We start from the raw sequence: 25,483 nt of genomic DNA, 5'->3' as shown, positions 1-25,483 counted from the left end.
AGCTCTTATAGAAGGCGTATCAGTCGGCAAGATCATCGCATAGCTAGACGCATACCGACAATTCGTTCAGTAAAATTGAACAATAAAAAAGCTGCCACCTCGCGGCGACAGCTTTCTTCAAGTCAACAGCGAAAACTTATGCCGAGAGCATCAGATCCATGTTCTGGACCGCTGCTCCGGAGGCGCCTTTGCCAAGATTGTCGAGAAGCGCGACGAGATTGACATGCGCGCCGCCCGCTGTTCCAAACACGAACAGCTTCATCGTGTCCTGTCCGGCCAGTTCCTCGGCGTCGATACGGCCCAGCTTGCTGCTCTCTTCAAGCGGAACCACGCTGACAATGTTCTGGCCGACATAATGGTCTACCAGAGCGGCATGGATGCTTTCGACCGTTGCACCCTGTTTCAGGTCATCCAGGAAAAGCGGTACCTGAACGATCATTCCCTGTGGGAAACGTCCGACGGACGGCGAGAACAATGGCGCGCGGTCAAGCAGGCCGTGGATCTTCATCTCAGGCACATGCTTATGCTTGAGGGTCAGACCATAAAGGAAGTTATTGGCCGAAATGGCATCGTCGCGCGTCTGGTCTTCCATCTGGGCAATCATCTGCTTGCCACCGCCCGTATAGCCGGAAACGGCATTCACGCTCACAGGATAGCCGTCTGGCAGAAGACCTGCGGCCCGCAACGGACGAATGAGCGCAATCGCGCCGGTTGGATAGCAACCCGGATTGGCCACGAGCCGCGCGGACTGGATCTTGCTTCTCTGGGCGCTATCCATTTCGGCAAAGCCGTAGGCCCAGTCCTCGGCAACGCGATACGCCGTCGAGGTGTCGATGATCCGAACCTTGTTATTGCCGCTCAGCATCGCAACAGCCTCGCGAGATGCATCGTCAGGCAGGCAAAGGATGGCGATGTCCGCACTATTGAGCAGATCCTCGCGCATGGCAGCGTTGCGACGTTCCGCTTCGGGAATGGACAGGAGTTCCACGTCGCGGCGACCAGCCATGCGGGTGCGGATCTGCAGTCCCGTTGTGCCGTGTTCGCCGTCGATGAAGATTTTCGCGCTCATGTCCTTGTCCAGATTTTCAATGGGTTACGGGTGCAGGCGGAATCAGTTTAGCCGCCGGTTGATTCATTTTGTTAACGACCGTGCCAGTCGTTCGGCACGCAAACCCAGCATATACATGGCTACCGTCGCACCGGCAATGGCGGTGATATCCCCATGGTCGTAGGCAGGCGCCACTTCCACGATATCCGAGCCGCGAATGTCGAGCGGGCCGAGTTTCCGGAGAACCGATAGCATCTTTGCGGAAGAGGGGCCGCCTGCGACGGGCGTGCCGGTGCCAGGCGCAAACGCCGGGTCAAGGCAATCGATGTCAAAAGTGAGATAGCAGGGTGCTTCGCCGACATGGGAGACGATCATGTCTGCAATGGCCTGTGCACCCAGATCCTCGACTTCGTAGCCGTGGATGATCCGAATGCCGAAATCGTCCGGAGCTTCGGTTCTTATGCCAATCTGGATAGAGCGGGCAGGATCGATGACGCCCTCGCGGACGGCTCTGCACACAAACGAGCCATGATCGATGCGCTTTCCGTCATCATCCCACGTATCCTGATGCGCATCAAAATGCACGAGCGCCAGCGGGCCGTGTCTTGCAGCATGCGCTTTCAGCAAGGGCCAGGTCACGAAATGATCGCCACCCAGCGACATTAGATAGGCATTCGAGGAAAGGATGTGCGCCGCTTCCTGTTCGATGAGGGCAGGCGTCTCTTGATGATTCCCGTAGTCGAGGAGCACGTCGCCGTAATCGATGACTGCCATCTGCTCGAACAGATCCCGCGCAAACGGGTATTGGGGATCATTGTCGAAGATCGCGGATGCGCGACGGATCGCCTGCGGTCCAAAGCGGGCGCCCGGTCTGTTGGAAACAGCGGCGTCAAACGGAATGCCTAAAATGACTGCATCGACAGCCTCGAGACTTTTGGTGTACCGGCGTCGCATGAAGGACAGGGCGCCCGCATAGGTGGGATCGGTAGCGGCACCACGTATTGTTTTTGCCATAAAAGCGTTATCGATGGATTTCGAAGCCATGGGATCAATCCTTCACAAAGCCATAGGCGCGCTGCACAAGGGCGATCCGAACCTCATAACGTTCATACCAGTCCCTCCGGCCCTGTTCCTGCGCGGCAAGGTGGTCTACCACTTGTTTCCACGCGATGATGCTGGCCTCATCGATCCAGTAGGAATTGGCTATCCCAAATCCGTCAGCGCCGCGCACGCTCTCATAGCCGAGATAGCCCGGTTGCTGCTCGGCAAGATCCAGCATGGTCTGGGCCATGTCTGCGTATCCGCAATCACCAACAGTTCGATGAGAACTGAAAGCCACCACGAAATAGGGTGGCTTTGGCAGCGCTGCGAAACGATCTTTCGGTTCCGCTGACATAGTGATCTCCCGTTAGAAGCCTCGTTCAAAACGATGCCTGATGATGCCCAGATGGCTTCTCCGGACAAGCCTGATTATTGATGAAGCCATAACGAAAAAAGGCGGAGCCGAAGCCCCGCCTTTCCAATCCAGTATCCAGCAGAAGCGATTAGCGCTTCGAGAACTGGAACGAACGGCGGGCCTTAGCCTTACCGTACTTCTTACGCTCGACAACGCGGCTGTCGCGGGTCAGGAAGCCACCCTTCTTCAGAACCGAGCGCAGGCCTGGTTCGAAGTAGGTGAGAGCCTTAGAGATACCGTGACGAACGGCACCGGCCTGACCGGAAAGGCCACCGCCAGCAACGGTTGCGATAATGTCGAACTGGCCATTGCGGGCAGCTGCAACGATCGGCTGCTGCAGGATCATCTGCAGAACCGGACGTGCGAAGTATGCCGAATAGTCCTTGCCGTTGACAATGATCTTGCCGGAACCAGCCTTGACCCATACGCGGGCAACGGCGTTCTTGCGCTTGCCGGTAGCATAGGAACGGCCCTGTGCATCAACCTTGCGCTCACGTGCCGGAGCGGAAGCCTGACCAGCGACGCCGAGGTCCTTCAGGGAAGAAAGGTCAGCCATGCTTAGGCGCTCCTTGTGTTCTTGTTGCTGAGCTTGGCCACATCGAGCGTGACCGGCTGCTGTGCTTCATGCGGATGGTTGGAGCCAGCATAAACGCGCAGGTTCTTCATCTGGCGACGTCCGAGCGGGCCGCGCGGGATCATGCGCTCAACAGCCTTCTCGAGAACACGCTCAGGGAAGCGGCCTTCGATGATGGCGCGTGCAGTGCGCTCCTTGATGCCGCCCGGATAACCGGTGTGCCAGTAGTACTTCTTGTCGGAGTACTTCTTGCCGGTGAAGACGACCTTCTCAGCGTTGATGACGATGACGTTGTCGCCGTCGTCGACGTGAGGCGTGTAGGTAGCCTTATGCTTGCCGCGAAGATGGTTTGCGATGATGGTGGCGAGGCGTCCGACAACGAGGCCTTCGGCGTCGATCAGCACCCACTTCTTCTCCACCTCAGCGGGCTTCTGTACGAAGGTAGACATATGTGCTCTCTTCTTTTCATGATCCCGTAGCGAGGAAACCTCATCTCGGGCGTTTCTTGTTGCTTGGTTTTGACCCGCGAGCAGGCCAACAGGGCAGGAAAGTCACGCTTTCACGACCTGCGGCGGCTTATAGGGACAGATGCCGCTATCGTCAAGATAGCTGCAATTGGCGGTCTGGAAATAAAACGATAAAAATCAATGGCTTAGCATTGTGGTTCTATGATACCACAAAAATCAACCGAAACTGTTGCATGAGACCGTGGTTTATCGCCGACCAAAACATCCTTCGTCCAGAAAACTGTCGCAGTCCCCGGGGGAAGGGCGCATTTCGCACTGACGGACAGGGCAGTTGCGGACATCCTTGGTCGGAATGCTATCGGACTTTGCATACTCGCCACCGGCACAATAGCGGTCGCTCGAAACGTAGCGATCATAGAGCGTCATCCCCGTCCTTCCGGGGTAGCGGAAGATAACTGCGCCTTCGCGTGCAATACGCTCCTGTGCTGCGGCGCAGGTCATGGATGTCGAGTTATAGCGTGAGATAGCGGCCGCTGGCTGGCTGCTTGCGATGATGGAAAACGCGGCGCTTGCGGCAATCAAATAGTGACCTTGCATTTGATCTTTCCTTTTAAGCCTTGCGGAACCTAAATAGCGCAAACTGTTTCTCAGCCAAGAGCATGAACTGATGCTTTGGAGGATCACGCGATGGATCACAATTTCTATGACGACGGCTATCTGACGGACATCTTGAAATCCGTTAAATCAATCGCTCTCGTGGGGGCGTCTCCCAACCCTAGCCGACCCAGCCATGGCGTAATGGGCTTCTTGCTCTCCAAGGGGTACCACGTCATTCCCGTCAATCCGGGTCAGGCTGGCAAGATGATTCTTGGCCAGAAGGTGTATGGTCACCTGGGCGATATTCCCGAACGGATCGACATGATCGATGTGTTCCGTGCCTCGGAATATCTGGCTGAAGTTGTCGATGAAGCGCTTGCGCTTTCTCCGCGCCCAAAAGTCCTCTGGACCCAGTTGGGCGTGAGGGAAGAAAGTTCGGCGGTGCGGGCAGAGCAAGCTGGTGTGCAGGTTGTCATGGATCGGTGTCCGGCAATCGAATATCCTCGACTGCTCGGGCACCATCCAGTGCATTGAACCGACACGGGTCGAGAGGTTCGGGAGCGCTAGTCCACCAGCAAATCCGGCTGTACCCGAAGCGCGTTCATCTCGCCTGCGTTCACGCAGTATGCGGCAAAGTTTTCCGGTGCCTGATGCATGCCAAGGTCGTGTCGGCATTGCTCCTTCGACGCGCAGTGCGAGCAATTCGACTGCATCTCGCGGAACTGGTTCGGTGACAGAAGGCGCACCTCGACCGGATCGATATGCAGGGCCTGCATCAACCGTTCCATTTCTTCCGCGCCATTCGCGGCCAGGCGGTTCAGCTCCAGCAGCCGGTGACGGTCTATACCCAGATCTGCTGCAATTTCGCTCTGGAGCTCCGGTCCCAGCTCATCCAATTCCGATAAGGTTTGGAAACAGTTGCGAATATTTCCGTAGAGATGCGACAAGCGCGCTGCGAAACTTCCCGATGCTTCGTTCATAGCCATGCTGATGCCTCCTGACGATCCGGCTCGCAGTGTGGCACGTCTGTGAGCAGCCACCTTGATCCGGATCAAGTCCTTATCGGGGAAGCAGCAGTTCCGTCTGCAGCGTCGAACCGCGCAAAGAATTTCTCAATGCAGTCCGGTTTATGGCGTTTGGCGGTTTGTCGCCGGAGCATGGCGCTGTCTATAGTGTGCCTCAGTCAGCCGAACACGGCGGTATTCGTTCAAGGGAGGAACCACTATGACAACCGACAATCCGGGCTTTTCCACACTTGCAATTCATGCAGGCGCAAAGCCTGATCCGGCCACAGGCGCCCGAGTGACGCCTATCTACCAGACAGCGTCCTACGTCTTCGAAAGTGCCGATCATGCCGCGGCTCTTTTCGGACTGCAGCAGTTCGGAAACATCTATACGCGAATTATGAATCCCACTCAGGCGGTACTGGAGGAGAAGGTTGCTGCCTTGGAAGGCGGCACCGCGGCTCTTGCCGTCGCTTCGGGCCACGCAGCGCAGATGCTCGTTTTTCATACGATCATGAAGCCCGGGAGCAATTTTGTCGCTGCACGCCGTCTCTACGGAGGCTCCATCAACCAGTTCGGACACGCCTTCAAGAATTTTGGCTGGGACGTACGTTGGGCAGACCCTGCAGATCCGCAAACCTTCTCCGCGCAAGTCGACGAGAACACGCAGGCGATCTTTATCGAGAGTCTTGCCAATCCTGGCGGCACCTTTGTGGACATTGCGGCGATTGCAGAAGTCGCTCAGAAGCATGGCCTTCCATTGATCGTGGATAACACTATGGCTAGCCCCTATCTGGTTCGTCCCCTTGAGCACGGAGCCGATATCGTCGTGCATTCCCTGACCAAGTTCCTCGGCGGGCATGGCAATTCGATGGGTGGCATCATCGTGGACGGAGGCACCTTCGACTGGACCGCATCAGGACGTTATCCGATGTTGTCCGAGCCGCGGCCTGAATATGCCGGTGTCGTGCTGCATCAGACGTTCGGCAATTTCGCTTTTGCCATCGCTTGCCGCGTTCTTGGCCTGCGCGATCTTGGACCTGCGATTTCACCCTTCAACTGCTTCATGCTGCTGACCGGTATCGAGACGCTTCCGCTTCGTATGCAAAGGCATTGCGACAATGCCCTGGCGGTGGCGAAGTGGCTTAAAAAGCACGAGAAAGTTTCCTGGGTTTCCTATGCCGGACTGGAGGATGATGCGAATCATGGTCTGCAGCAACGCTATTCACCATCTGGCGCCGGCGCGGTCTTCACCTTCGGCCTGAAGGGCGGCTATGAGGCTGGCAAGACGTTTGTGGAAGGGTTGAAGCTTTTTTCGCATCTGGCCAATATCGGCGACACACGTTCGCTGGTCATTCACCCCGCTTCAACGACCCATCGACAATTGACGCCCGAACAGCAGACGGCTGCCGGGGCAGGGCCGGACGTCGTGCGCTTGTCGATTGGCATCGAGGATCTGAAGGATATCATCGCCGATCTCGAGCAGTCGCTCTCGAAGGTATGAGGATAAGATGAACGACGTCGTCCGCTTTGATATTGCATCCATTGAGCCGGAGGAGGGCGCGCCAGCGCCTGATCGGCTGATTTCCGGTGAGCCGCGGTTCCGGACATGGAATGTTGAAGAGGCGGATGGCGGCGTCTATGCCGGGATTTGGGAATCAACGCCCGGCAAATGGCGTATTCTTTATGACGAATGGGAGTATTTCCATATTCTTGAAGGCCATTCCGTCGTGACCCCAGATGGTGGCGCGCCCATTCATCTCAAGGCGGGCGACAGGCTGATCCTCAGACCAGGGTTCAAGGGAACCTGGGAAGTCATTGAAACGACTCGCAAGGACTACGTGATTCGACTGTGATCACCGCTGCTGCTGCCGTGCCTCTTTCAGCATCAGCGACAACGACGCCCCCAGAATAAGCAGTGCGCCCAGCCACAGATACCCGCTCGGCGCATAACCAAACACGACCCAGCCAGCGAGCACGTTGAGCGGCAACTTCAGGTCATCGAACGGCTGCACGTAAGCGGCGTCGGCAACGCTGTAAGCGAGCGTGAGTAGATATTGCCCGATAGCGGTCAAGAAGCCCGCCAGAACGAGTAGCCAAAGCGTTGAGGCCTGTGGCAGGGCAAAGCCGGTACCAAAGGCAAGAGCGGCATTGATGGGTGTCAGCAGCACGAACAACCAGATCGTGACGGTCTCGGCCGGTTCATGATGCGTCAGGTTCTTCATGATCAGGGATGAACCGCCCCAGAGCAGAGCAGCCAGAACGGGTAGGAGCGCGGTTGCTGAAAAGCTGTCTGCCCAAGGCTGTAGAATGATCATAGCGCCTGTAAAGCCGATTGCGGTTGCCGACCAACGGTGCAGACCAACAGTCTCGCCCAGAAACAGACGGGCGCCGATGATGACGAAGAACGGCGACGTCATGACAAGGGCAATCGCCTGCCAGATCGGGACAGTCACCAGACCGTAGGCCCAGGCCTGAACTCCCAGAGCGGCCAGGACGACGCGAAGCAGGTGACGGATCGGATGGCGCGTTCGCATTGCCCTGATCCCAAGCTTCATCAGCAAGGGCAAGGAGAAGGCTGTTGCAATGGCATATTGCCAGAACGCCATGGAGGAGGCTGGAAAGTGCAGTACCATGGCCAGCCATTGGGTCAGAACATTGATCGCTGCAAACACAATCCCTGCCAGGATCATGAAGAGCGCGCCCAGTATGGCAGGAGAGCGGATCAGGCTTTTCGGCTGGTGCGCGTTCATGGAGATATCCGTCGTTACTGCTGGCCGCAACTGTCGACCCCGGATCACACCGATAACAAGTCAACGGTTCGCCATCAAATGGAAAGCCCGGCACGATGGCCGGGCTTGGATCTTCAAAACAGCTGCGCTTCGGAAAACGCATGCTAAATAGCCTTAGCTGTTGACGGCGTCCTTCAGGCCCTTGCCGGCCGAGAACTTCGGAACGTTACGAGCCGGGATATCAACTTCAGCGCCGGTCGATGGATTACGGCCCTTCGAAGCTTCGCGGCGCGATACGGAAAAGCTACCGAAGCCTGCGAGACGAACATCGCCACCGTTCTTCAGTTCAGCCTGAACGGCATCGAGAACTGCGTCAACAGCCGATGCGGCGTCTGCCTTGGACAGACCAGCCTTTTCAGCAACGGCGGATACCAATTCGTTCTTGTTCATGTTTCCACCCCTTTCAATGGTTTCACACAAATGGACCTAGTCGGGGCAACGATTCATGCCGCCCTTCGCCCAACCAAAAGCTCTGCGATTGCCTGAAAAACAAGGGGCTCTCAGCAGTTTTCACAAAAAAGGCCGGTGAAATACCGGCCTTTTTCCACAAGAGGTGCATAATCTACACCCTATGATGCTCAATGAGCGACAGTCGCACCCGTATCGTCGCTGCCGTCAACAGCAGCAATGACCGTCGTTTCAACCGTTCCATCCCATTCAATCGGCTCCGGTTTGCGCAGGAGCGCATGCTCCAGAACCTCACCCATCCGCGATACAGGGATGATCTCCATGTTGTTCTTCACGTTGTCCGGGATATCCGCCAGATCCTTCGCGTTCTCTTCCGGGATCAGAACCTTCTTGATGCCACCGCGCAGTGCAGCGAGAAGCTTTTCCTTCAGACCACCGATGGGCAGAACCCGACCACGCAGGGTGACTTCCCCCGTCATGGCGACATCCTTGGAGATCGGAATTCCCGTCATGATGGACACGATGGCAGTTGCCATTGCGATACCAGCGGACGGACCGTCTTTTGGCGTTGCGCCTTCCGGAACGTGGACATGGATGTCCGATTTGTCGAAGAGCGGCGGCTTGATTCCGAAGTCGACAGCACGCGAACGGACATAGGATGCCGCCGCAGAAATCGATTCCTTCATCACGTCCTTCAGGTTGCCGGTTACGGTCATGCGACCCTTGCCCGGCATCATGACGCCTTCGATCGTCAGCAATTCGCCTCCGACCTCGGTCCAGGCAAGACCGGTGACGACCCCGACCTGATCTTCACGCTCAGCTTCACCGTGGCGGAACCGCGGAACGCCGAGATAATCGTGAATGTTCGCGGCGGTGACCTCGACGGTCTTCGTGTTGCCCTTTATGATCTCCGTCACGGCCTTACGTGCGAGTTTCATCAGTTCACGTTCGAAGTTACGGACACCGGCTTCACGGGTGTACTGCTGAATGATCGCGGTCAGGGCGTCGTCGCTGACGGAAAACTCTTCCGGCTTCAACGCGTGCTCCTTGATTGACTTCGGCAGAAGGTGGCGCTTCGCGATCTCGCGCTTCTCATCTTCCGTGTAACCGGCGATCCGGATGATCTCCATGCGGTCCATGAGCGGGGCAGGGATATTCAGCGTGTTCGCGGTCGTGATGAACATCACGTCAGAAAGGTCATATTCCACTTCCAGGTAGTGATCCATGAAGGTGGAGTTCTGAGCCGGATCGAGCACTTCGAGAAGAGCCGATGATGGATCGCCACGGAAGTCCATGCCCATCTTGTCGATCTCGTCGAGCAGGAAGAGCGGGTTCGACCGTTTTGCCTTCTTCATCGACTGCACGACCTTGCCGGGCATGGAGCCGATATAGGTGCGGCGGTGACCACGAATCTCGGCCTCATCCCGCACGCCGCCCAGCGCCATGCGCACATATTCGCGGCCGGTCGCCTTGGCGATCGACTGTGCGAGCGAGGTTTTGCCGACGCCCGGAGGACCTACGAGGCACAGGATTGGCCCCTTGATCTTGGTCGCGCGGGCCTGCACGGCGAGATACTCGACGATACGCTCCTTGACCTTGTCGAGACCAAAATGGTCCTGATCCAGGATCTTTTCCGCATTGTGCAGATCGATCTTGACCTTCGACTTCTTGTTCCACGGAATCGTCAGCAGCCAATCGAGGTAGTTGCGAACTACCGTCGCTTCCGCAGACATCGGGCTCATCTGGCGCAGCTTCTTCAGTTCAGCATCCGCCTTCTCGCGGGCCTCCTTGGAGAGCTTGGTTTTGTTGATGCGCTCTTCCAGTTCGGCCATCTCGTCACGGCCGTCTTCGCCGTCGCCGAGTTCCTTCTGGATCGCCTTCATCTGTTCGTTCAGGTAATATTCGCGCTGCGTCTTTTCCATCTGGCGCTTGACGCGCGAACGAATGCGCTTCTCGACCTGAAGCACCGAGATCTCGCCTTCCATGAAACCGAGCGCCTTTTCGAGACGCATCTTCACGCTCACCGTTTCCAGCATTTCCTGCTTCTCGGTGATCTTGATGGAGAGGTGGGATGCAACAGTGTCCGCCAATTTCGAATAATCTTCGATCTGGCTAGCCGCACCGACGACTTCCGGAGAAATCTTCTTGTTCAGCTTCACGTAGTTTTCGAATTCCGAAACCACAGAGCGTGCAAGGGCTTCGACTTCAACCGGATCCTCGACGGGTTCGCTGAGAACGGAGGCCTGCGCCTCATAAAATTCTTCCCGGGCGGTGTAATCCGAAATCTCTGCACGCGCCCGGCCCTCGACCAGAACCTTTACGGTGCCGTCGGGTAGCTTCAGCAGTTGCAGCACGTTCGCGACTGTACCAACCTTATGGATGGCGGAAGGATCCGGGTCGTCATCACCCGCATTGATCTGGGTGACGAGCATGATCTGCTTGTCAGAACCCATAACCTCTTCCAGTGCGCGAATGGATTTCTCGCGCCCGACGAACAGAGGTACGATCATGTGGGGGAAAACCACAATATCGCGCAGAGGCAGAACCGGATAAATACTTCCGTCCTGATGCGCCGACGCTGTATTCGTCATAACATTTCCTTTCACTCTTCCCGTTTCCGGGAGCCGTCCAGTTAAAGGCTGGACTTTCTGTCTTCTCCAAAGTGGAGGTTCCGGACGCAGTTTTCAAGCCTTGCACAGCTATCCGCGAGGCGGCTGTGGAAAGGTCGAGCATAGGGCCGGATGCTTACGCGTGACTGATTTCAGCATACAGAATCAGGAGCCAGCAGTGCCATGAAGTTCTGGCCAACGCTCCTGATCGTTCGGGCCGGTCAGGAAGCAACGCTCCGACACCTATCGCCCCACCCTCGACGGGATTGAACCCTGCGCGGGTGTTAAAGATAGCGAAGGGGCCAGCAGGCCCCCTCGCAAATCGAAGTAAGATCAGGCTGAGACGTTTGCCTTTTCTTCCTGACGGTCGGCGTAGATGTAAAGCGGACGCGCCGTACCGCGGACGACCTCTTCAGAGATAACGACCTCGCGAACGCCTTCCAGCGCAGGAAGTTCGAACATGGTGTCCAGCAGGATCTTTTCCATGATCGAGCGCAAACCGCGCGCCCCGGTCTTGCGAATGATGGCCCGACGAGCAATCTCGCGGAGCGCATCTTCGTGGAAGGTCAGTTCGACATCTTCCATCTCGAACAGACGCTGATACTGCTTTACCAGAGCGTTCTTCGGCTCGGACAGGATCTGGATCAGAGCATCCTCGTCCAGATCTTCCAGCGTCGCCAGAACCGGCAGACGGCCAATGAATTCCGGAATAAGGCCGAACTTCACCAGATCTTCTGGTTCCAGTTCGCGCAGAACCTCGCCTACGCGGCGGTCATCCGGCGCCTTCACGGTCGCAGCGAAACCGATAGAGGTCTTCTCGCCACGCGCCGAAATGATCTTGTCCAGGCCCGCAAATGCGCCGCCGCAGATGAAGAGAATGTTTGTCGTATCAACCTGCAGGAATTCCTGCTGAGGATGCTTGCGGCCGCCCTGAGGTGGAACGGATGCAACAGTGCCTTCCATGATCTTCAGGAGGGCCTGCTGAACGCCTTCGCCCGACACGTCTCGCGTTATCGACGGGTTGTCAGACTTGCGCGAAATCTTGTCGACTTCGTCGATATAGACGATTCCGCGCTGTGCCCGCTCGACATTGTAGTCGGCAGCTTGAAGCAGTTTCAGAATGATGTTTTCGACATCTTCACCAACATAGCCAGCTTCCGTCAACGTCGTTGCGTCAGCCATGGTGAATGGCACGTCGATGATTCGCGCGAGCGTCTGGGCGAGGTAGGTCTTGCCGCATCCGGTTGGGCCGACAAGCATGATGTTGGACTTCGCCAGTTCCACATCGCCGTTCTTTGAAGCGTGCGCCAGGCGCTTGTAGTGGTTGTGGACGGCTACGGACAGGATCTTTTTCGCCTGCTGCTGACCGATGACGTATTCATCCAGAACCTTGATGATGTCCTGCGGCGTCGGAACGCCATCACGGGACTTCACCATTGAGCTCTTGTTCTCTTCGCGGATGATATCCATGCACAGTTCAACGCATTCATCGCAGATGAACACGGTCGGTCCGGCAATCAGCTTGCGGACCTCGTGCTGGCTTTTGCCGCAGAAGGAACAATACAACGTGTTTTTCGAGTCGCCGCCGTTGCTGCCGCTGACCTTGCTCATATCACTTTCCTTCCAGCACACCGATCGCCTGTCCCCAGGCTCGGAGAGTTCCTATGCCGGTGGGCCGGCTCTCGTGCTAAGAGCCACGCCAACCCGTTTCTGGGGCACTCTACCGAACAGGAACTTAACGGTCCCTGATGCGGTGGCAACGCAACCCCTTCAATACCGCATGCTATGTCATAATAATTCAACACAGCATTAATAGATATTATTACCGCGTTCGTCGTCAGTTGAAACCCCGTTGCGGTCGAATACGGGGTAACACTTTGTCGACTACAGCTTTGCCTTAAGAGGCAGAGCCACCTTCCAGTTCCAGGCGCGTGGTGAGGATCTTGTCCACAACGCCCCATTCGAGCGCTTCGTCGCTATCCATGAAGTGGTCACGATCCAGCGTCTTTTCCACTTCTTCGTATGTACGGCCGGTATGCTTCACGTACACGTCGTTCAAACGCTTTTTCATCTTCAATATGTCGCGAGCATGGCGCTCGATGTCAGATGCCTGGCCCTGGAAGCCACCGGATGGCTGATGAACCATGATACGGGAGTTTGGCATGGCAAAACGCATGCCCTTCTCGCCAGCAGCCAACAGCAGCGAGCCCATAGACGCAGCCTGACCGATACAAAGCGTGGAAACAGCTGGCTTGATGAATTGCATCGTGTCGTAGATCGACATACCGGCGGTCACAACGCCACCCGGCGAGTTGATGTAGAGCGCAATTTCCTTTTTCGGGTTTTCCGCTTCCAGGAAGAGCAACTGCGCGCAGACCAGAGACGCCATATGATCTTCGACAGGGCCTGTCAGGAAGATGATCCGCTCTTTCAGCAAACGCGAGTAGATATCGTAGGAGCGCTCGCCGCGGTTGGTCTGCTCGACGACCATCGGCACCAAGGCCATAGCGGTATCAACTGGATTTCTCATGGTGTTCCTTTGTCTCATCCGGCGCCCGACGGCGTTTCCGCCCGGAATCGTCTCTGATTTGGTCTCATCCCTACATAGAGTGTGAAAGCCGGGTACTTCAAGACTCCGTACCGGATATCCTTAACTGCTTGTAGTTTTCACCTCTTCTATAGCGTGATCGTTAGCAAACAGATCACAACCGAAACGAGGTTTTAAGCTCTGCCCTGCATAAACTGCGGCAACAATCACGCAGGATGATGACTATGGATGCGATGACAGGCATGCTTCTGTGGGCAGCAGAAGCGCTTACGCTCGCGTTTTTACTGATCGCAGCATGGCTGCACAATCGAAGCCACACCGTCATGGGGCTGTGGGGACTCGGTTTTGCCTGTCATGGGATTGGCGTATGTCTCGTCGGCCTGCGTGGTATCATACCGGACTTCACGTCCATCGTTCTCGGCAACGAGCTGATTCTTCTCGGCATTGCCTGCTGGGGACTAGGCGTTTGCGTCTACGACGGAGTCAAGGTGCGGGTGTGGCTCCTCGTTCCTGCTTTGCTCTATCCGATTGTCGTATGCTTGCCGCAAATCTATCCGTACTTCTGGCTACGATCGGCGCTGATACAATGGGCTTCGGCCGCAGGATACCTGATACTTGCCTATCTCCTTCTCACTGGCCAGAGGCCAGTTCCTTACGTGCGGCGTGTGTTCGCGCTGGTCGCTTGTTGCCAGTCGCTGATCATGATCAACATGGGCGTCCAGGTTCTGGTCAGCAAGCCGGTCGCCTTCGCGCAGATGCCCAACCTGCTTATGTCTTCGGTGGGCAATATCATATGTCTGTTGGCGGGGCTGATGCTCGGGGCGAGAATGTTGATGGTGAAATCCGAGGAGCGACTTGAAAGAGCTGCTGTCACCGATCCTCTCACGGGCGTTTTGAACCGACGCGGCTTCCTGCAGCGCTTTGACATAGTGCGGCAACACGTTGCCAGCCAACGCACTCAACTCGCACTCATCCTGTTTGACCTCGATAATTTCAAACAGATCAACGACCAAAGCGGTCATATGACAGGTGATCGGGTGCTGGCCGAGTTTTGCGCCACCGCCCAATCGTGCATAGGTCTGCGAGGCGAGTTTGGGCGAATGGGCGGTGAGGAATTCGCCTGTGTCGTGCCAATTGGAAGTCGTGCGGAGGCAGTAGGCCTGGCGGAAGCGATTCGCCTGACCTTCATGAGACAGCAGATTGCAACGGAACAAGGGACTCTTCTATCTGCGACGGCCAGCGCAGGCATTGCAATTGCTGGCGGGCCGATTCCAATTATCCTGGACGAAATGCTGTCCCGCGCCGACAAGGCGCTCTATTTTGCCAAGAATGCCGGACGAAACCGGACTGCGCTGCACGATGGCCTGAATATTTCCTGCGTCACGAATCAACGCGGAGAGGACGCAAGATCCGGCAAACCACTTCAACTGAATACCGCAATATCGCTCTCTCACCGTACCGCAGGCGCTCAATGAAGGCCGTGTCAGACCAACTTTAGCAAGCTGCCAAGGAGAGGTGCCAACCCGGACTGTTGCTTTGCAGCAATGATTGTACTCTTATCCCGGCCGATTAACGGGAAGCTTTTTCACACATGCACTATCTTGTAACGGGTACGGCCGGGTTTATCGGTTTCCATCTTGCACGCCGTCTGTTGGAGGATGGGCATCGGGTGACCGGCTTCGATGGTTTGACACCCTATTATAATCTCAAGCTCAAGGAAGGTCGCCACGCCGCACTGGCGCAATTTCCGTCCTTCCGTCCGGTCATCGGCATGCTTGAGGATCGTGAAACGTTGTACAGTGCGTGCGACCACGGCCAACCTGATGTGATGATCCACCTCGCGGCCCAGGCCGGCGTTCGCTACAGCCTTGAAAACCCTCGCGCCTATTTGGATTCAAACCTGCTCGGATCCTGGAACGTCCTTGAACTCGCGCGAGAGGTGGGTGTTCGGCACCTCATGCTGGCTTCGACATCGTCGGTCTATGGCGCGAACGAATCAATCCCGTTTTCAGAAAGCGACAAGACTGACGAACCGCTGAGTTTCTACGCAGCGACAAAGAAAAGCATGGAACTGATGGCGCACACCTATGCGCATCTGCATCGCTTGCCGATCACCGCCTTCAGGTTCTTCACTGTCTACGGGCCGTGGGGGAGGCCTGATATGGCACTTTTCAAGTTCGTGAAGGCGATACTGGAAGACAGAGAAATCGAAATCTACGGGGAGGGGCGCATGAGTCGCGACTTCACTTACATCGACGATCTCGTCAGCGGTATAATCGATCTGTCGCACGTGGTTCCCGCGGAGGGGAATCGGGTTACGGCAAACGGGGTGCGGGACACTCTCTCGCATCAGGGGCCATTTCGGGTTGTTAATATCGGCGGTGGTCAGCCCGTCAGCGTCCTGGATTTCATTGAAACCATCGAATCCGTGCTGGGCATGAAGGCCAAGCGCAAAATGCTACCGATGCAGCAGGGGGATGTGCCGCGAACCTATGCGTCACCGGATCTGCTGGTGGCGTTGACAGGTAAAAAGCCTGAAATCGACCTGAATGCGGGCGTCGCCGCCTTCGTGGATTGGTACGTGACGCACAGTCGCGAATTACAGCTTTGAATGAGGTTCAAGTCTTTCCGACACGCGCGCGGCAGAACATGCCGCGCAGGGCGACAGCCGAAAGACTCGAAACAGACACCAGTACCTGGCGACCGCAAGAGATGACCTAAGACAAGGGGAATTAATGGTGGGCGATGAGAGACTCGAACTCCCGACATCTTCGGTGTAAACGAAGCGCTCTACCAACTGAGCTAATCGCCCTGACGTCCGCGGCTTGTGTCCGCTGCGTCGGTGGCCGTGATGTATTCAGATCCGAAAAAAACCGCAAGAGCGTTTGCGAAGTTTTTTTGATTTTTTTGGACGACGAGAGAGGCGGGTTTCTCAAAAGCCCTGAAACTGCGGGGTTTTAGCCTCAAAGTTTTTTTCGTCTTCCACAGGGGCTTATGCTGAAGAGGGGGCCTGTTGAAAAGAAACGAACATTCGTCACCGAATTGTCTTGAAACCTGCTTGACACCTCAGAACGAACGCCTTAGAGAGCCGGTCATCGACTGGCGCTGCCGGTTGGTGACGGGGGTTTCTCCCTTGTCTGGAAGAATGCGGGTGTAGCTCAGTCGGTTAGAGTGCCGGCCTGTCACGCCGGAGGTCGCGGGTTCGAGCCCCGTCACTCGCGCCATTCCAGTCAAAAACGAAACAATGCGCGGGTGTAGCTCAGTCGGTTAGAGTGCCGGCCTGTCACGCCGGAGGTCGCGGGTTCGAGCCCCGTCACTCGCGCCATTCTAATTCAAATTGCTTTGGAACAGTGCGGAACTCAAATGGGTTCCTCTGTTTCCCATTGGGCGGTATCCCACTCGTTTTCCTTCGATGCGACCCGGCGTCGCAAGGCCGTCGTTTTGTTCTCGAACGGACCTATCGCCCTCAGGTTTCGCTGATACGTTGCTTTCACGACAATGCCTCATTATCTGACGGTGATAAAAGGCCGATCTACAGGATTCTCAGGTCTCATCATTTGCGTCATCTTCCCTTGATGTTAACATGCAGATGGATTTGTACCATTTTGGTGCGGGAAGCTTGATTCAAAGGTCTTGCGCGCGGCTTCCGCCTGCGCTAGTCACGCCTTGTTGCAATGCACGTTCGCTTGCCGCGCATTCGCTTTTGTGCCGCCCGGCACCGCTTGGCAAGCAAGGATGGAATACGATGACTGAACTTCTCAGTTCCTATGTTCCGATCGCGATTTTTATTGGAATTGCCCTCGTGATCGGTCTGGCGCTTCTAATTGCTCCGTTCGCTGTTGCCTACAAGGCGCCGGATGCGGAAAAGCTGTCTGCCTACGAGTGCGGTTTCAATGCATTTGACGATGCCCGAATGAAGTTCGACATCCGATTCTATCTCGTGTCGATTCTGTTCATCATCTTTGACCTGGAAGTTGCTTTTCTGTTCCCTTGGGCTGTGTCCTTCGGAGAAATCGGCTGGTTTGGCTTCTGGTCCATGATGGTGTTCCTCGGCGTCCTGACCATCGGCTTTATCTATGAGTGGAAAAAAGGAGCGCTGGAATGGGAGTAGTCGATAACGGCACCACCCTGGTTGCGCCACAGGCGAAGGGTATCATTGATCCCCGGACCGGCAAGCCGGTCGGAAGCGACGATGCATTCTTCGGCGAGATCAATAACGAACTTGCCGATAAGGGTTTTCTGGTCACTTCGACTGACGAGCTGATCAACTGGGCGCGCACCGGCTCCCTGATGTGGATGACGTTTGGTCTTGCGTGCTGCGCTGTGGAAATGATGCAGCTTTCAATGCCTCGCTATGATGTCGAGCGCTTTGGTTTCGCGCCTCGTGCGTCGCCTCGTCAGTCTGACGTGATGATTGTGGCGGGCACCCTGACGAACAAGATGGCGCCTGCTCTGCGCAAGGTTTACGACCAGATGCCTGAGCCACGTTACGTCATTTCCATGGGATCGTGCGCTAACGGTGGCGGCTACTACCATTATTCCTATTCGGTGGTCCGTGGCTGCGATCGCGTCGTACCTGTTGATATCTATGTTCCCGGCTGTCCCCCCACAGCGGAGGCGCTGCTGTACGGCGTGCTTCTGCTGCAGAAGAAGATACGCCGGACCGGAACGATCGAGCGCTAAGGGCGAGGACTGAATATGAGTGAGGCCCTGAACGACTTCGCGGCTTATGTGAACGAGGCTCGACCTGGCTTGGTCGCGTCTTCGGCTATCGCATATGATGAGTTGACGCTCAACACGACACCGGAAAACCTGATCGCGCTGTTGACGTTCCTGCGTGACGATGTGCAGGCACGTTACGTCAACCTCGTAGATATCGCCGGCGTCGACTGGCCGAAGCGTGCGCGTCGCTTCGATGTCGTCTATCATCTGCTTTCGCCAAGCCAGAATGCGCGCATTCGCGTCAAGGTGCAGTGCGGAGAAGATGAAGCGGTCCCATCGGCATGCGCAGTCTACCCGGGTGCAGACTGGTTCGAGCGGGAAGCGTGGGATCTCTACGGCATTTTGTTTACAGGTCACCCGGATCTTCGTCGTATCCTGACCGATTACGGCTTCGAAGGTCATCCTCTCCGCAAGGATTTCCCGCTGACTGGCTTCGTCGAAGTTCGCTATGATGATGGTGCAAAGCGTGTCGTTTACGAGCCGGTGCAACTGCGCCAGGAGTTTCGTAATTTCGATTTCCTGAGTCCCTGGGAAGGTACGGACTACGTGCTTCCCGGCGACGAGAAGGCCAAGGTCTGATTCAGGCGGCGTCTCGGCGCCGCTTTAACAAGGAACGTCATCCCGCTGGCGCTTTTGAGCCGTCCAGCATGGAGTAGGCAGAAATGACTGAACACAACGTCCGCAATTTCAATATCAATTTCGGACCGCAGCATCCTGCGGCGCACGGCGTTCTGCGTCTGGTCCTTGAGCTGGATGGTGAAATCGTCGAGCGCGTCGATCCCCATATTGGCCTGCTTCATCGCGGCACGGAAAAGCTGATCGAGGCCAAGACCTATCTTCAGGCCCTGCCGTATTTCGATCGCCTCGACTACGTTGCTCCGATGAATCAGGAGCATGCCTACTGTCTCGCGGTTGAGAAGTTGCTCGGCATCCAAGTCCCGATCCGCGGTCAGCTCATCCGTGTCCTCTATTCCGAAATCGGTCGTATCCTGTCGCATCTGCTGAACGTGACGACGCAGGCCATGGACGTCGGTGCGCTTACGCCTCCGCTTTGGGGTTTCGAAGAGCGCGAAAAGCTCATGGTGTTTTATGAGCGCGCTTCCGGTGCTCGCATGCATGCGGCCTATTTTCGTCCGGGTGGCGTGCACCAGGATCTTCCTCAGGATCTTGTCGAAGACATCGGTAGATGGTGTGACGAGTTCCCGCGTGCCCTTCAGGATATCCATGGCCTGATCACCGACAACCGCATTTTCAAGCAGCGCAACGTCGATATCGGTGTTGTTTCGCTGGAAGATGCCTGGGCATGGGGCTTCTCGGGCGTCATGGTTCGCGGTTCCGGCGCGAAGTGGGATCTTCGCAAGTCGCAGCCGTACGAATGTTACGCCGATCTCGATTTCGATATCGCAATCGGCAAGAACGGTGACTGTTACGATCGTTACTTGATCCGCATGTTCGAGATGGAGCAGTCCTGCAAGATCATGAAGCAGTGCGTCGACCGCCTGCTCGGCGATGCAAAGACCGGTCCCGTATCGTCTATCGACGGCAAGGTTGTTCCACCGAAGCGCGGTGAGATGAAGCGCTCCATGGAAGCGCTGATCCATCACTTCAAGCTCTACACCGAAGGTTTCCATGTGCCGGAAGGCGAGGTGTATGCCGCAGTAGAGGCCCCGAAGGGTGAGTTTGGCGTTTATCTGGTTTCTGACGGAACGAATAAGCCGTACCGCTGCAAGATCCGCGCTCCGGGCTATGCACATCTGCAGGCAATGGATTTCCTGTGCCGTGGACATCAGCTTGCTGACGTTTCCGCGGTGCTCGGATCACTCGATATCGTGTTTGGAGAGGTTGACCGCTGATGAAATGCGTCGCCTTCGCAGCCGGATTGTTTATCCTGTCCAGCTTTGCAGCTGAAGCTCAGAGCTTTCAGACAGGGGCAGACACCGCGCGAGGTGCTGATGCGACCATGGCGGAACTCCTAGCCAAGGAATATGAAATCAAGTCGGCCGTACCCAATGGATCGAAGTTGATCGTATTCATGCAAAAGGGAAAATCCGGCTACGCCTGCGAATTCGTCAATGTGGCGAACACGCGGTGCGCATCCATCAATTGATAAGGCGTGAGAAGAAATGTCTGTTCGTCGACTAGCCGAAGATCAGTTTCAGCCGGCAGCTTTTGCCTTCACTGCGGACAACGCAGATTGGGCCGAAGCGACGATTCGCAAATATCCGGAAGGTCGCCAGCAATCAGCGGTGATTCCGTTATTGATGCGCGCCCAGGAGCAGGATGGCTGGGTGACGCGGGCAGCAATCGAGTTTATCGCCCAGAAACTGGCTATGCCCTACATTCGCGTGCTGGAAGTTGCGACCTTTTACACGCAGTTTCAGCTGAAGCCGATTGGCACGAAGGCTCACATCCAGGTTTGCGGTACAACGCCTTGCATGCTGAGAGGTTCCGAAGCCTTGATGGACGTGTGCAAGCGCAAGATCAATGCCGAGCCTTTCGAGCGCAACGCATCCGGCACCCTGTCCTGGGAAGAAGTCGAATGTCAGGGTGCGTGCGTCAATGCGCCGATGGTGATGATCTTCAAAGATGCTTATGAAGATCTTACGCCTGAGCGTCTTGAAGAGATTATCGATGAATTCGAAGCAGGTCGTGGCGCAGATGTCAGAACTGGTCCCCAGATCGACCGGCATTTGTCTGCACCCGAAGGTGGGTCGCTGACGCTCCTTGAGGAGACAAAGCCGGTCCGTACCAATCTGGAGGCTCAGGCTCCTGCAGAGGGTGCTTCCGTACCGCCTGCCGAGGCTGCTCGTCCGAAGGATACGGGTGCGGAAACCAATGCTGCGCTCAAGACACCGGTGACTGCGCCGGCAGAAGCGAAAGCGAATGCCGCGAAAGCTGAGACGCAGCCGCTTTCCGGGACAAAGGCTTCAGAGCCTGACCCCAAGGCTGTTGGGAGCACGGGCGAGGGCGCACCGGCTGAAGGCAGCAAGGTAGCGGGTACAGACGACAAGACATCCGGTGGCGACAAATAACTCTGCCGCATCGGTGAAACGCCGCATTCCGCGGTGAACAGGTATTCATAAAGCCGGCCTCGGGGCCGCGGACTGGTGGAACACATCATGTTGAAAGATCAGGATCGCATCTTTACCAACATTTACGGCCTCAAGGACAAGTCGCTGAAAGGCGCGATGAGCCGTGGCCACTGGGATGGTACGAAGCAGATCATTGAAAAAGGCCGCGACTGGATCATCAACGAGATGAAGGCGTCCGGTCTGCGTGGGCGCGGTGGCGCTGGCTTCCCGACCGGTCTGAAGTGGTCCTTCATGCCGAAGGAATCGGATGGCCGCCCTCATTATCTCGTGGTCAATGCTGACGAATCGGAGCCTGGTACCTGCAAGGATCGCGAGATCCTGCGCAATGACCCCCATACGTTGATCGAAGGCTGCGTGATTGCAGGCTTTGCGATGGGTGCTCATACCGCTTACATCTATGTGCGCGGTGAGTACATGCGTGAGCGCGAGGATCTGCAGAAGGCCATCGACGAATGCTACGATGCTGGCCTGCTCGGCGCCAACAACAAGTGTGGCTGGGATTTTGATGTCTACGTCCATCATGGCGCAGGCGCCTACATCTGCGGTGAAGAGACTGCACTTCTGGAAAGCCTTGAAGGCAAAAAGGGTCAGCCGCGCCTCAAGCCGCCGTTCCCGGCAAACATGGGTCTTTATGGCTGTCCGACGACGGTGAATAATGTCGAATCGATCGCCGTTGCCCCGACTATCCTTCGCCGTGGCGCTTCGTGGTTCTCGGCTATTGGTCGTCCCAACAATGTCGGCACAAAGCTGTTCATGGTTTCCGGCCACGTCAACAAGCCCTGCACCTTCGAGGAAGCCATGGGCCTATCCTTCCGTGAGCTGATCGAGCGCCATTGCGGCGGTATTCGCGGCGGCTGGGACAATTTGCTTGCTGTCATCCCCGGCGGTGCCTCGTGCCCGGTTGTCCGCGGCGAGGACATGGCCGATGCGATCATGGACTTTGACGGCATGCGCGAAGTGAAGTCGTCCTTCGGGACAGGCGGCATGATCGTGATGGATAAATCCACGGATATCATCAAGGCGATCTGGCGTATTGCTGCGTTCTTCAAACACGAAAGCTGCGGTCAGTGCACGCCTTGCCGGGAAGGCACCGGCTGGATGATGCGTGTTCTCGAGCGGATGGTGAAGGGGCAGGCGCAGAAGCGCGAGATCGATATGCTGTTCCAGGTGTCGAAGCAGATCGAGGGCCACACAATCTGTGCACTCGGCGATGCTGCGGCTTGGCCTATCCAGGGTCTGATCCGCAATTTCCGATCTGACATCGAGAAGCGGATCGATCAATACACGGCAAACGCTACCAGCCATGGCGCTGTCATGGAAGCTGCGGAGTAATCAATGGTCGGTGCGGGCAACGAAAATGGTAATTCTGATGCGAAGAAGAATTCTTCGCTCGGGTTCACTTTGCCTTTTTCCGACCATGCACCGGCGAGTCCCTTGGAGTTGATGACGGCTGCCACCGCCGCTGGTCTTGCGTTGAGCAACCAGTTCGCGGGCGCCTTTTTCGGCATCATGCAGGCCGCTATGGCGGCAACTGCAACTACCGAGCAACGGCAGGCAGAAGATGACAAGCTTTCTGGTGCGGTGAAGGACGCGGGTCGAACCGACGAAGTCAGGACAGTTGCGGTAGCGATGGATGTGGCTTCGGATGCATCGCAAGAGGTATCTCCGAGCACCAGCGCTCCCGCGGTAAAGCTTCAAGCAAAGTCAAAGCAGAAGGTTTCTGAGACGCAAGGTGCACCCAAGCCCGCCAAGGTAGGGCGTAGCAAGGCTACCGCTTCACCGGCTTCGGTCGGTGGGAGCAAGCGTCTCAGCAGCAGAACTGGAAAGCAGCCGGATGATCTTAAGGCAATTTCGGGTATCGGCCCGAAGTTGGAGGTATTGCTCAATGGCATGGGTGTCGTGCGCATTGAGGATATTGCAGCATGGACTGATAAGGAAGTAGAGCATTTCGACCGGGAGCTGGGACTTGACGGTCGGATTGCCAAGGACGATTGGATCGCGCAGGCAAAGGCGCTGCTGCGGTAACGGAATGTGTCACCAGCCTGAAAGGGCAGGGGACTGGAAACAGGACGTAAGTGACGATGGTTAAGCTCAAGGTTGACGGCAAAGAGATAGAGGTTCCCGATCACTTCACGCTTTTGCAAGCGTGCGAGGAGGCGGGTGCCGAAGTGCCGCGTTTCTGTTTCCATGAGCGCTTGTCGGTGGCGGGCAACTGCCGCATGTGCCTTATCGAGGTAAAGGGCGGACCGCCAAAGCCGGCTGCCTCCTGCGCCATGGGCGTGCGCGATATTCGCGGTGGTCCGAACGGCGAACTTCCTGAAGTCTTCACCAACACACCGATGGTGAAGAAGGCCCGGGAAGGGGTCATGGAATTCCTGCTCATCAATCATCCGCTTGATTGTCCGATCTGCGACCAGGGCGGCGAGTGTGATCTGCAGGATCAGGCAATGGCCTTCGGTATGGACGCTTCCCGCTATGCCGAAAACAAGCGGGCTGTTGAAGACAAATATATCGGCCCGCTCGTCAAGACGGTGATGAACCGCTGCATCCATTGCACGCGTTGCGTTCGTTTCACGACGGAAGTGGGTGGCATCTCCGAGCTAGGCCTGATCGGTCGCGGCGAAGACGCGGAAATCACGACCTATCTCGAGCATGCAATGACGTCCGAACTACAGGGCAATGTCATTGATCTCTGCCCGGTCGGTGCACTGACGTCACGTCCGTTCGCCTTCACGGCGCGTCCTTGGGAACTGGGCAAGACCGAATCGATTGATGTGATGGATGCTGTTGGCTCTGCAATCCGGGTCGATACGCGCGGTCGCGAAGTGATGCGCATCATGCCTCGCGTGAACGAGGAAGTGAATGAAGAATGGATCTCTGATAAAACCCGCTTCATCTGGGATGGTCTGAAGACCCAGCGTCTCGATCGTCCCTATGTCCGTCGCGACGGTCGCTTGCAGCCCACCACCTGGGCGGACGCTTTCCAGACGATCAAGACGGCGGTTTCGGCAACGACCGGTGCCCGTATCGGCGCGATCGCAGGTGATCTTGCGAGCGTTGAAGAAATGTACGCGCTCAAGCAACTCCTGAACGCACTTGGTTCGCAGAATCTCGATTGTCGTCAGGATGGTTCGAAGCTGGATCCGGCCTTTGGTCGTTCAAGCTACATCTTTAATCCGACCATCCAAGGTATTGAAAACGCTGACGCACTCCTGCTCATCGGCGCCAATCCCCGAGTGGAAGCTGCCGTTCTGAACGCCCGTATCCGTAAACGCTGGCGTCGCGGCAATTTCCCGATTGCTGTGATCGGCGAAGCGGCTGAGCTGCGTTACCCTTATGAGTATCTCGGTGCTGGTCCGGAAACCCTTGCCGAACTGGCCAACGGATCCCATGGATTCCTCGAGAAACTGCGCAACGCGAAAAAGCCCATGATTGTCGTGGGACCCGGCGCTCTGACGAGAGACGACGGAGCGAGCATCCTTGCTTCTGCCGCCTCGATCGCAAGTGCTGTTGGTGCAGTGAGCGAAGACTGGAATGGCTTCGGTGTGCTCCATACTGCCGCTTCGCGTGTTGGTGGACTGGATCTCGGTTTCGTTCCGGGCGCTAACGGTGCCAATGCCGCCACCATGCTGCGGTCGATGGACGTACTCTTCCTGTTGGGCGCTGACGAAATGGAGTTTTCCACAAAGCATGCCAAGTGCACCGTCTATATCGGTAGTCACGGCGATGCTGGCGCGCATGGCGCAGACGTGATCCTCCCCGGCGCTGCCTATACGGAAAAGTCCGGCACTTGGGTCAATCTCGAGGGGCGGGTGCAGATGGGTAATCGTGCGGGCTTTGCGCCTGGCGATGCTCGCGAAGAATGGGCCATCATCCGTGCGCTTTCGGACGTTCTCGGCAAGAAGCTACCCTTTGATTCGCTTTCGGCTCTTCGTCGCCAGCTGTATGTAGCGCACCCTCATTTCAACGCGCTGGACGAAATTGCTCCGGCTCCGAGCAATGAGATTGCAGAGCTTGCAAAAAAACCGGTGAGCTTGGGCAAGTCTGGGTTTGCGTCTTCGGTCAAAGACTTCTATCTCACGAACCCAATTGCACGTGCTTCGGCCGTGATGGCGGAATGTTCGGCACTGGCCCGCAACAATTTCAAGGCTGCGGCAGAGTAAAGG

25 protein-coding genes, 3 tRNA genes and 1 pseudogene are annotated in these 25,483 nt (G+C 56.6%); 16 read left to right on the top strand and 13 right to left on the bottom strand.

What is annotated here, in order from left to right; translation table 11 throughout:
- Positions 1–136: 136 nt before the first annotated feature.
- From argC to G6N80_RS20275, 6 genes are all read right to left on the bottom strand, one after another.
- The gene (argC, locus tag G6N80_RS20300; RefSeq protein ID WP_062552651.1) at positions 137–1,069 is read right to left on the bottom strand and encodes an N-acetyl-gamma-glutamyl-phosphate reductase; all 933 of its coding nucleotides are present in this window, start codon (positions 1,067–1,069) and stop codon (positions 137–139) included.
- Between the two features lie 63 nt (positions 1,070–1,132).
- A complete protein-coding gene (gene speB / locus G6N80_RS20295) occupies positions 1,133–2,092 on the bottom strand; it encodes an agmatinase (protein ID WP_165136343.1) in 960 nt (319 codons plus the stop codon).
- A gap of 4 nt (positions 2,093–2,096) precedes the next feature.
- Entirely contained in the window at positions 2,097–2,444 is a 348-nt protein-coding gene (locus G6N80_RS20290) for an antibiotic biosynthesis monooxygenase family protein (RefSeq protein WP_062552649.1), read from the bottom strand.
- A gap of 148 nt (positions 2,445–2,592) precedes the next feature.
- Positions 2,593–3,060, bottom strand: coding sequence for a 30S ribosomal protein S9 (rpsI, locus tag G6N80_RS20285; RefSeq protein WP_062552648.1), 468 nt, complete (start codon positions 3,058–3,060; stop codon positions 2,593–2,595).
- A gap of 2 nt (positions 3,061–3,062) precedes the next feature.
- Positions 3,063–3,527 carry a 50S ribosomal protein L13 gene (gene rplM, locus G6N80_RS20280; RefSeq protein WP_062552647.1) on the bottom strand — a complete coding sequence of 155 codons (465 nt, stop codon included), beginning with the start codon at positions 3,525–3,527 and terminating at the stop codon, positions 3,063–3,065.
- 264 nt (positions 3,528–3,791) lie between these two features.
- Positions 3,792–4,142 (bottom strand): hypothetical protein, encoded by a 351-nt coding sequence (locus G6N80_RS20275; RefSeq protein WP_165136340.1) that lies wholly within the window; start codon positions 4,140–4,142, stop codon positions 3,792–3,794.
- Between the two features lie 90 nt (positions 4,143–4,232).
- Between G6N80_RS20275 and G6N80_RS20270 the strand changes: the two genes are divergently transcribed.
- Positions 4,233–4,676, top strand: a complete 444-nt coding sequence (locus G6N80_RS20270) for a CoA-binding protein (RefSeq protein ID WP_165136337.1) — start codon at positions 4,233–4,235, stop codon at positions 4,674–4,676.
- 29 nt (positions 4,677–4,705) lie between these two features.
- Here G6N80_RS20270 and G6N80_RS20265 read toward each other — a convergent pair whose 3' ends face one another.
- Positions 4,706–5,128: a DUF6455 family protein gene (locus G6N80_RS20265; protein WP_165136334.1), complete on the bottom strand. Its 423-nt coding sequence runs from the start codon at positions 5,126–5,128 to the stop codon at positions 4,706–4,708.
- A gap of 238 nt (positions 5,129–5,366) precedes the next feature.
- On the opposite strand from G6N80_RS20265, the gene G6N80_RS20260 reads away from it, so the two are divergent.
- Both G6N80_RS20260 and G6N80_RS20255 read left to right on the top strand, forming a co-directional pair.
- Complete coding sequence (locus G6N80_RS20260; RefSeq protein ID WP_062552643.1) at positions 5,367–6,650, top strand: O-acetylhomoserine aminocarboxypropyltransferase; 1,284 nt, start codon at positions 5,367–5,369, stop codon at positions 6,648–6,650.
- 7 nt (positions 6,651–6,657) lie between these two features.
- Positions 6,658–7,002: a cupin domain-containing protein gene (locus G6N80_RS20255; protein WP_165136331.1), complete on the top strand. Its 345-nt coding sequence runs from the start codon at positions 6,658–6,660 to the stop codon at positions 7,000–7,002.
- Here G6N80_RS20255 and G6N80_RS20250 read toward each other — a convergent pair whose 3' ends face one another.
- The 5 genes from G6N80_RS20250 to clpP all read right to left on the bottom strand — a co-directional run bounded on the left by G6N80_RS20250 (position 7,003) and on the right by clpP (position 13,485).
- A complete protein-coding gene (locus G6N80_RS20250) occupies positions 7,003–7,899 on the bottom strand; it encodes a DMT family transporter (RefSeq protein WP_062552641.1) in 897 nt (298 codons plus the stop codon). It abuts the gene before it with no gap.
- A gap of 153 nt (positions 7,900–8,052) precedes the next feature.
- Positions 8,053–8,328: a DNA-binding protein HupB gene (hupB, locus tag G6N80_RS20245; protein ID WP_062552640.1), complete on the bottom strand. Its 276-nt coding sequence runs from the start codon at positions 8,326–8,328 to the stop codon at positions 8,053–8,055.
- Between the two features lie 188 nt (positions 8,329–8,516).
- Positions 8,517–10,937, bottom strand: a complete 2,421-nt coding sequence (gene lon, locus G6N80_RS20240) for an endopeptidase La (protein ID WP_165136328.1) — start codon at positions 10,935–10,937, stop codon at positions 8,517–8,519.
- Between the two features lie 351 nt (positions 10,938–11,288).
- The gene (gene clpX, locus G6N80_RS20235; RefSeq protein WP_062552638.1) at positions 11,289–12,566 is read right to left on the bottom strand and encodes an ATP-dependent Clp protease ATP-binding subunit ClpX; all 1,278 of its coding nucleotides are present in this window, start codon (positions 12,564–12,566) and stop codon (positions 11,289–11,291) included.
- 286 nt (positions 12,567–12,852) lie between these two features.
- Entirely contained in the window at positions 12,853–13,485 is a 633-nt protein-coding gene (gene clpP / locus G6N80_RS20230) for an ATP-dependent Clp endopeptidase proteolytic subunit ClpP (protein ID WP_062552637.1), read from the bottom strand.
- A 242-nt stretch (positions 13,486–13,727) separates the two neighbouring features.
- Here clpP and G6N80_RS20225 point away from each other — a divergent pair, with 242 nt between their 5' ends.
- On the top strand, positions 13,728–14,978 hold the full coding sequence (locus tag G6N80_RS20225; protein ID WP_165136325.1) for a GGDEF domain-containing protein: 1,251 nt from the start codon (positions 13,728–13,730) through the stop codon (positions 14,976–14,978).
- 116 nt (positions 14,979–15,094) lie between these two features.
- Positions 15,095–16,114: an NAD-dependent epimerase gene (locus G6N80_RS20220; protein WP_165136322.1), complete on the top strand. Its 1,020-nt coding sequence runs from the start codon at positions 15,095–15,097 to the stop codon at positions 16,112–16,114.
- 125 nt (positions 16,115–16,239) lie between these two features.
- Here G6N80_RS20220 and G6N80_RS20215 read toward each other — a convergent pair.
- Positions 16,240–16,315: transfer RNA gene (locus G6N80_RS20215), tRNA-Val, on the bottom strand.
- A 335-nt stretch (positions 16,316–16,650) separates the two neighbouring features.
- Between G6N80_RS20215 and G6N80_RS20210 the strand changes: the two genes are divergently transcribed.
- The 11 genes and pseudogenes from G6N80_RS20210 (at position 16,651) to nuoG (ending at position 25,480) form a co-directional block, all read left to right on the top strand.
- Positions 16,651–16,727, top strand: a tRNA-Asp gene (locus tag G6N80_RS20210).
- Between the two features lie 24 nt (positions 16,728–16,751).
- Positions 16,752–16,828: transfer RNA gene (locus G6N80_RS20205), tRNA-Asp, on the top strand.
- Positions 16,829–17,248: 420 nt separating this feature from the next.
- A complete protein-coding gene (locus tag G6N80_RS20200) occupies positions 17,249–17,614 on the top strand; it encodes an NADH-quinone oxidoreductase subunit A (protein WP_062552634.1) in 366 nt (121 codons plus the stop codon).
- On the top strand, positions 17,605–18,186 hold the full coding sequence (locus tag G6N80_RS20195; RefSeq protein ID WP_062552633.1) for a NuoB/complex I 20 kDa subunit family protein: 582 nt from the start codon (positions 17,605–17,607) through the stop codon (positions 18,184–18,186). Before G6N80_RS20200 ends, G6N80_RS20195 begins: the two co-directional genes overlap by 10 nt.
- A gap of 15 nt (positions 18,187–18,201) precedes the next feature.
- Positions 18,202–18,804: an NADH-quinone oxidoreductase subunit C gene (locus tag G6N80_RS20190; RefSeq protein ID WP_165136319.1), complete on the top strand. Its 603-nt coding sequence runs from the start codon at positions 18,202–18,204 to the stop codon at positions 18,802–18,804.
- An 83-nt stretch (positions 18,805–18,887) separates the two neighbouring features.
- Positions 18,888–20,078 carry an NADH-quinone oxidoreductase subunit D gene (locus G6N80_RS20185; protein WP_062552631.1) on the top strand — a complete coding sequence of 397 codons (1,191 nt, stop codon included), beginning with the start codon at positions 18,888–18,890 and terminating at the stop codon, positions 20,076–20,078.
- Positions 20,078–20,332 carry a hypothetical protein gene (locus G6N80_RS20180; protein WP_062552630.1) on the top strand — a complete coding sequence of 85 codons (255 nt, stop codon included), beginning with the start codon at positions 20,078–20,080 and terminating at the stop codon, positions 20,330–20,332. Before G6N80_RS20185 ends, G6N80_RS20180 begins: the two co-directional genes overlap by 1 nt.
- A gap of 16 nt (positions 20,333–20,348) precedes the next feature.
- Positions 20,349–21,248: pseudogene (gene nuoE, locus G6N80_RS20175) on the top strand (NADH-quinone oxidoreductase subunit NuoE); the annotation flags it as partial.
- Between the two features lie 96 nt (positions 21,249–21,344).
- Positions 21,345–22,649: an NADH-quinone oxidoreductase subunit NuoF gene (gene nuoF, locus G6N80_RS20170; RefSeq protein ID WP_062552629.1), complete on the top strand. Its 1,305-nt coding sequence runs from the start codon at positions 21,345–21,347 to the stop codon at positions 22,647–22,649.
- 111 nt (positions 22,650–22,760) lie between these two features.
- Positions 22,761–23,342 (top strand): hypothetical protein, encoded by a 582-nt coding sequence (locus G6N80_RS20165; protein WP_165136313.1) that lies wholly within the window; start codon positions 22,761–22,763, stop codon positions 23,340–23,342.
- Between the two features lie 56 nt (positions 23,343–23,398).
- Entirely contained in the window at positions 23,399–25,480 is a 2,082-nt protein-coding gene (gene nuoG, locus G6N80_RS20160) for an NADH-quinone oxidoreductase subunit NuoG (RefSeq protein ID WP_165136310.1), read from the top strand.
- Positions 25,481–25,483 lie beyond the last annotated feature (3 nt).

This window comes from Rhizobium rhizoryzae, from assembly GCF_011046895.1.
Lineage (GTDB): Bacteria > Pseudomonadota > Alphaproteobacteria > Rhizobiales > Rhizobiaceae > Neorhizobium > Neorhizobium rhizoryzae.
This window is presented reverse-complemented; position numbering and strand designations above follow the sequence as displayed.

Excerpts from the sequence above, each read along its gene's own strand:
- argC (WP_062552651.1), bottom strand. The coding sequence starts at position 1,069 with ATGAGCGCGAAAATCTTCATCGACGGCGAACACGGCACAACGGGACTG.
- speB (WP_165136343.1), bottom strand. The coding sequence starts at position 2,092 with ATGGCTTCGAAATCCATCGATAACGCTTTTATGGCAAAAACAATACGT.
- G6N80_RS20290 (WP_062552649.1), bottom strand. The coding sequence starts at position 2,444 with ATGTCAGCGGAACCGAAAGATCGTTTCGCAGCGCTGCCAAAGCCACCC.
- rpsI (WP_062552648.1), bottom strand. The coding sequence starts at position 3,060 with ATGGCTGACCTTTCTTCCCTGAAGGACCTCGGCGTCGCTGGTCAGGCT.
- rplM (WP_062552647.1), bottom strand. The coding sequence starts at position 3,527 with ATGTCTACCTTCGTACAGAAGCCCGCTGAGGTGGAGAAGAAGTGGGTG.
- G6N80_RS20275 (WP_165136340.1), bottom strand. The coding sequence starts at position 4,142 with ATGCAAGGTCACTATTTGATTGCCGCAAGCGCCGCGTTTTCCATCATC.
- G6N80_RS20270 (WP_165136337.1), top strand. The coding sequence starts at position 4,233 with ATGGATCACAATTTCTATGACGACGGCTATCTGACGGACATCTTGAAA.
- G6N80_RS20265 (WP_165136334.1), bottom strand. The coding sequence starts at position 5,128 with ATGGCTATGAACGAAGCATCGGGAAGTTTCGCAGCGCGCTTGTCGCAT.
- G6N80_RS20260 (WP_062552643.1), top strand. The coding sequence starts at position 5,367 with ATGACAACCGACAATCCGGGCTTTTCCACACTTGCAATTCATGCAGGC.
- G6N80_RS20255 (WP_165136331.1), top strand. The coding sequence starts at position 6,658 with ATGAACGACGTCGTCCGCTTTGATATTGCATCCATTGAGCCGGAGGAG.
- G6N80_RS20250 (WP_062552641.1), bottom strand. The coding sequence starts at position 7,899 with ATGAACGCGCACCAGCCGAAAAGCCTGATCCGCTCTCCTGCCATACTG.
- hupB (WP_062552640.1), bottom strand. The coding sequence starts at position 8,328 with ATGAACAAGAACGAATTGGTATCCGCCGTTGCTGAAAAGGCTGGTCTG.
- lon (WP_165136328.1), bottom strand. The coding sequence starts at position 10,937 with ATGACGAATACAGCGTCGGCGCATCAGGACGGAAGTATTTATCCGGTT.
- clpX (WP_062552638.1), bottom strand. The coding sequence starts at position 12,566 with ATGAGCAAGGTCAGCGGCAGCAACGGCGGCGACTCGAAAAACACGTTG.
- clpP (WP_062552637.1), bottom strand. The coding sequence starts at position 13,485 with ATGAGAAATCCAGTTGATACCGCTATGGCCTTGGTGCCGATGGTCGTC.
- G6N80_RS20225 (WP_165136325.1), top strand. The coding sequence starts at position 13,728 with ATGGATGCGATGACAGGCATGCTTCTGTGGGCAGCAGAAGCGCTTACG.
- G6N80_RS20220 (WP_165136322.1), top strand. The coding sequence starts at position 15,095 with ATGCACTATCTTGTAACGGGTACGGCCGGGTTTATCGGTTTCCATCTT.
- G6N80_RS20200 (WP_062552634.1), top strand. The coding sequence starts at position 17,249 with ATGACTGAACTTCTCAGTTCCTATGTTCCGATCGCGATTTTTATTGGA.
- G6N80_RS20195 (WP_062552633.1), top strand. The coding sequence starts at position 17,605 with ATGGGAGTAGTCGATAACGGCACCACCCTGGTTGCGCCACAGGCGAAG.
- G6N80_RS20190 (WP_165136319.1), top strand. The coding sequence starts at position 18,202 with ATGAGTGAGGCCCTGAACGACTTCGCGGCTTATGTGAACGAGGCTCGA.
- G6N80_RS20185 (WP_062552631.1), top strand. The coding sequence starts at position 18,888 with ATGACTGAACACAACGTCCGCAATTTCAATATCAATTTCGGACCGCAG.
- G6N80_RS20180 (WP_062552630.1), top strand. The coding sequence starts at position 20,078 with ATGAAATGCGTCGCCTTCGCAGCCGGATTGTTTATCCTGTCCAGCTTT.
- nuoF (WP_062552629.1), top strand. The coding sequence starts at position 21,345 with ATGTTGAAAGATCAGGATCGCATCTTTACCAACATTTACGGCCTCAAG.
- G6N80_RS20165 (WP_165136313.1), top strand. The coding sequence starts at position 22,761 with ATGACGGCTGCCACCGCCGCTGGTCTTGCGTTGAGCAACCAGTTCGCG.
- nuoG (WP_165136310.1), top strand. The coding sequence starts at position 23,399 with ATGGTTAAGCTCAAGGTTGACGGCAAAGAGATAGAGGTTCCCGATCAC.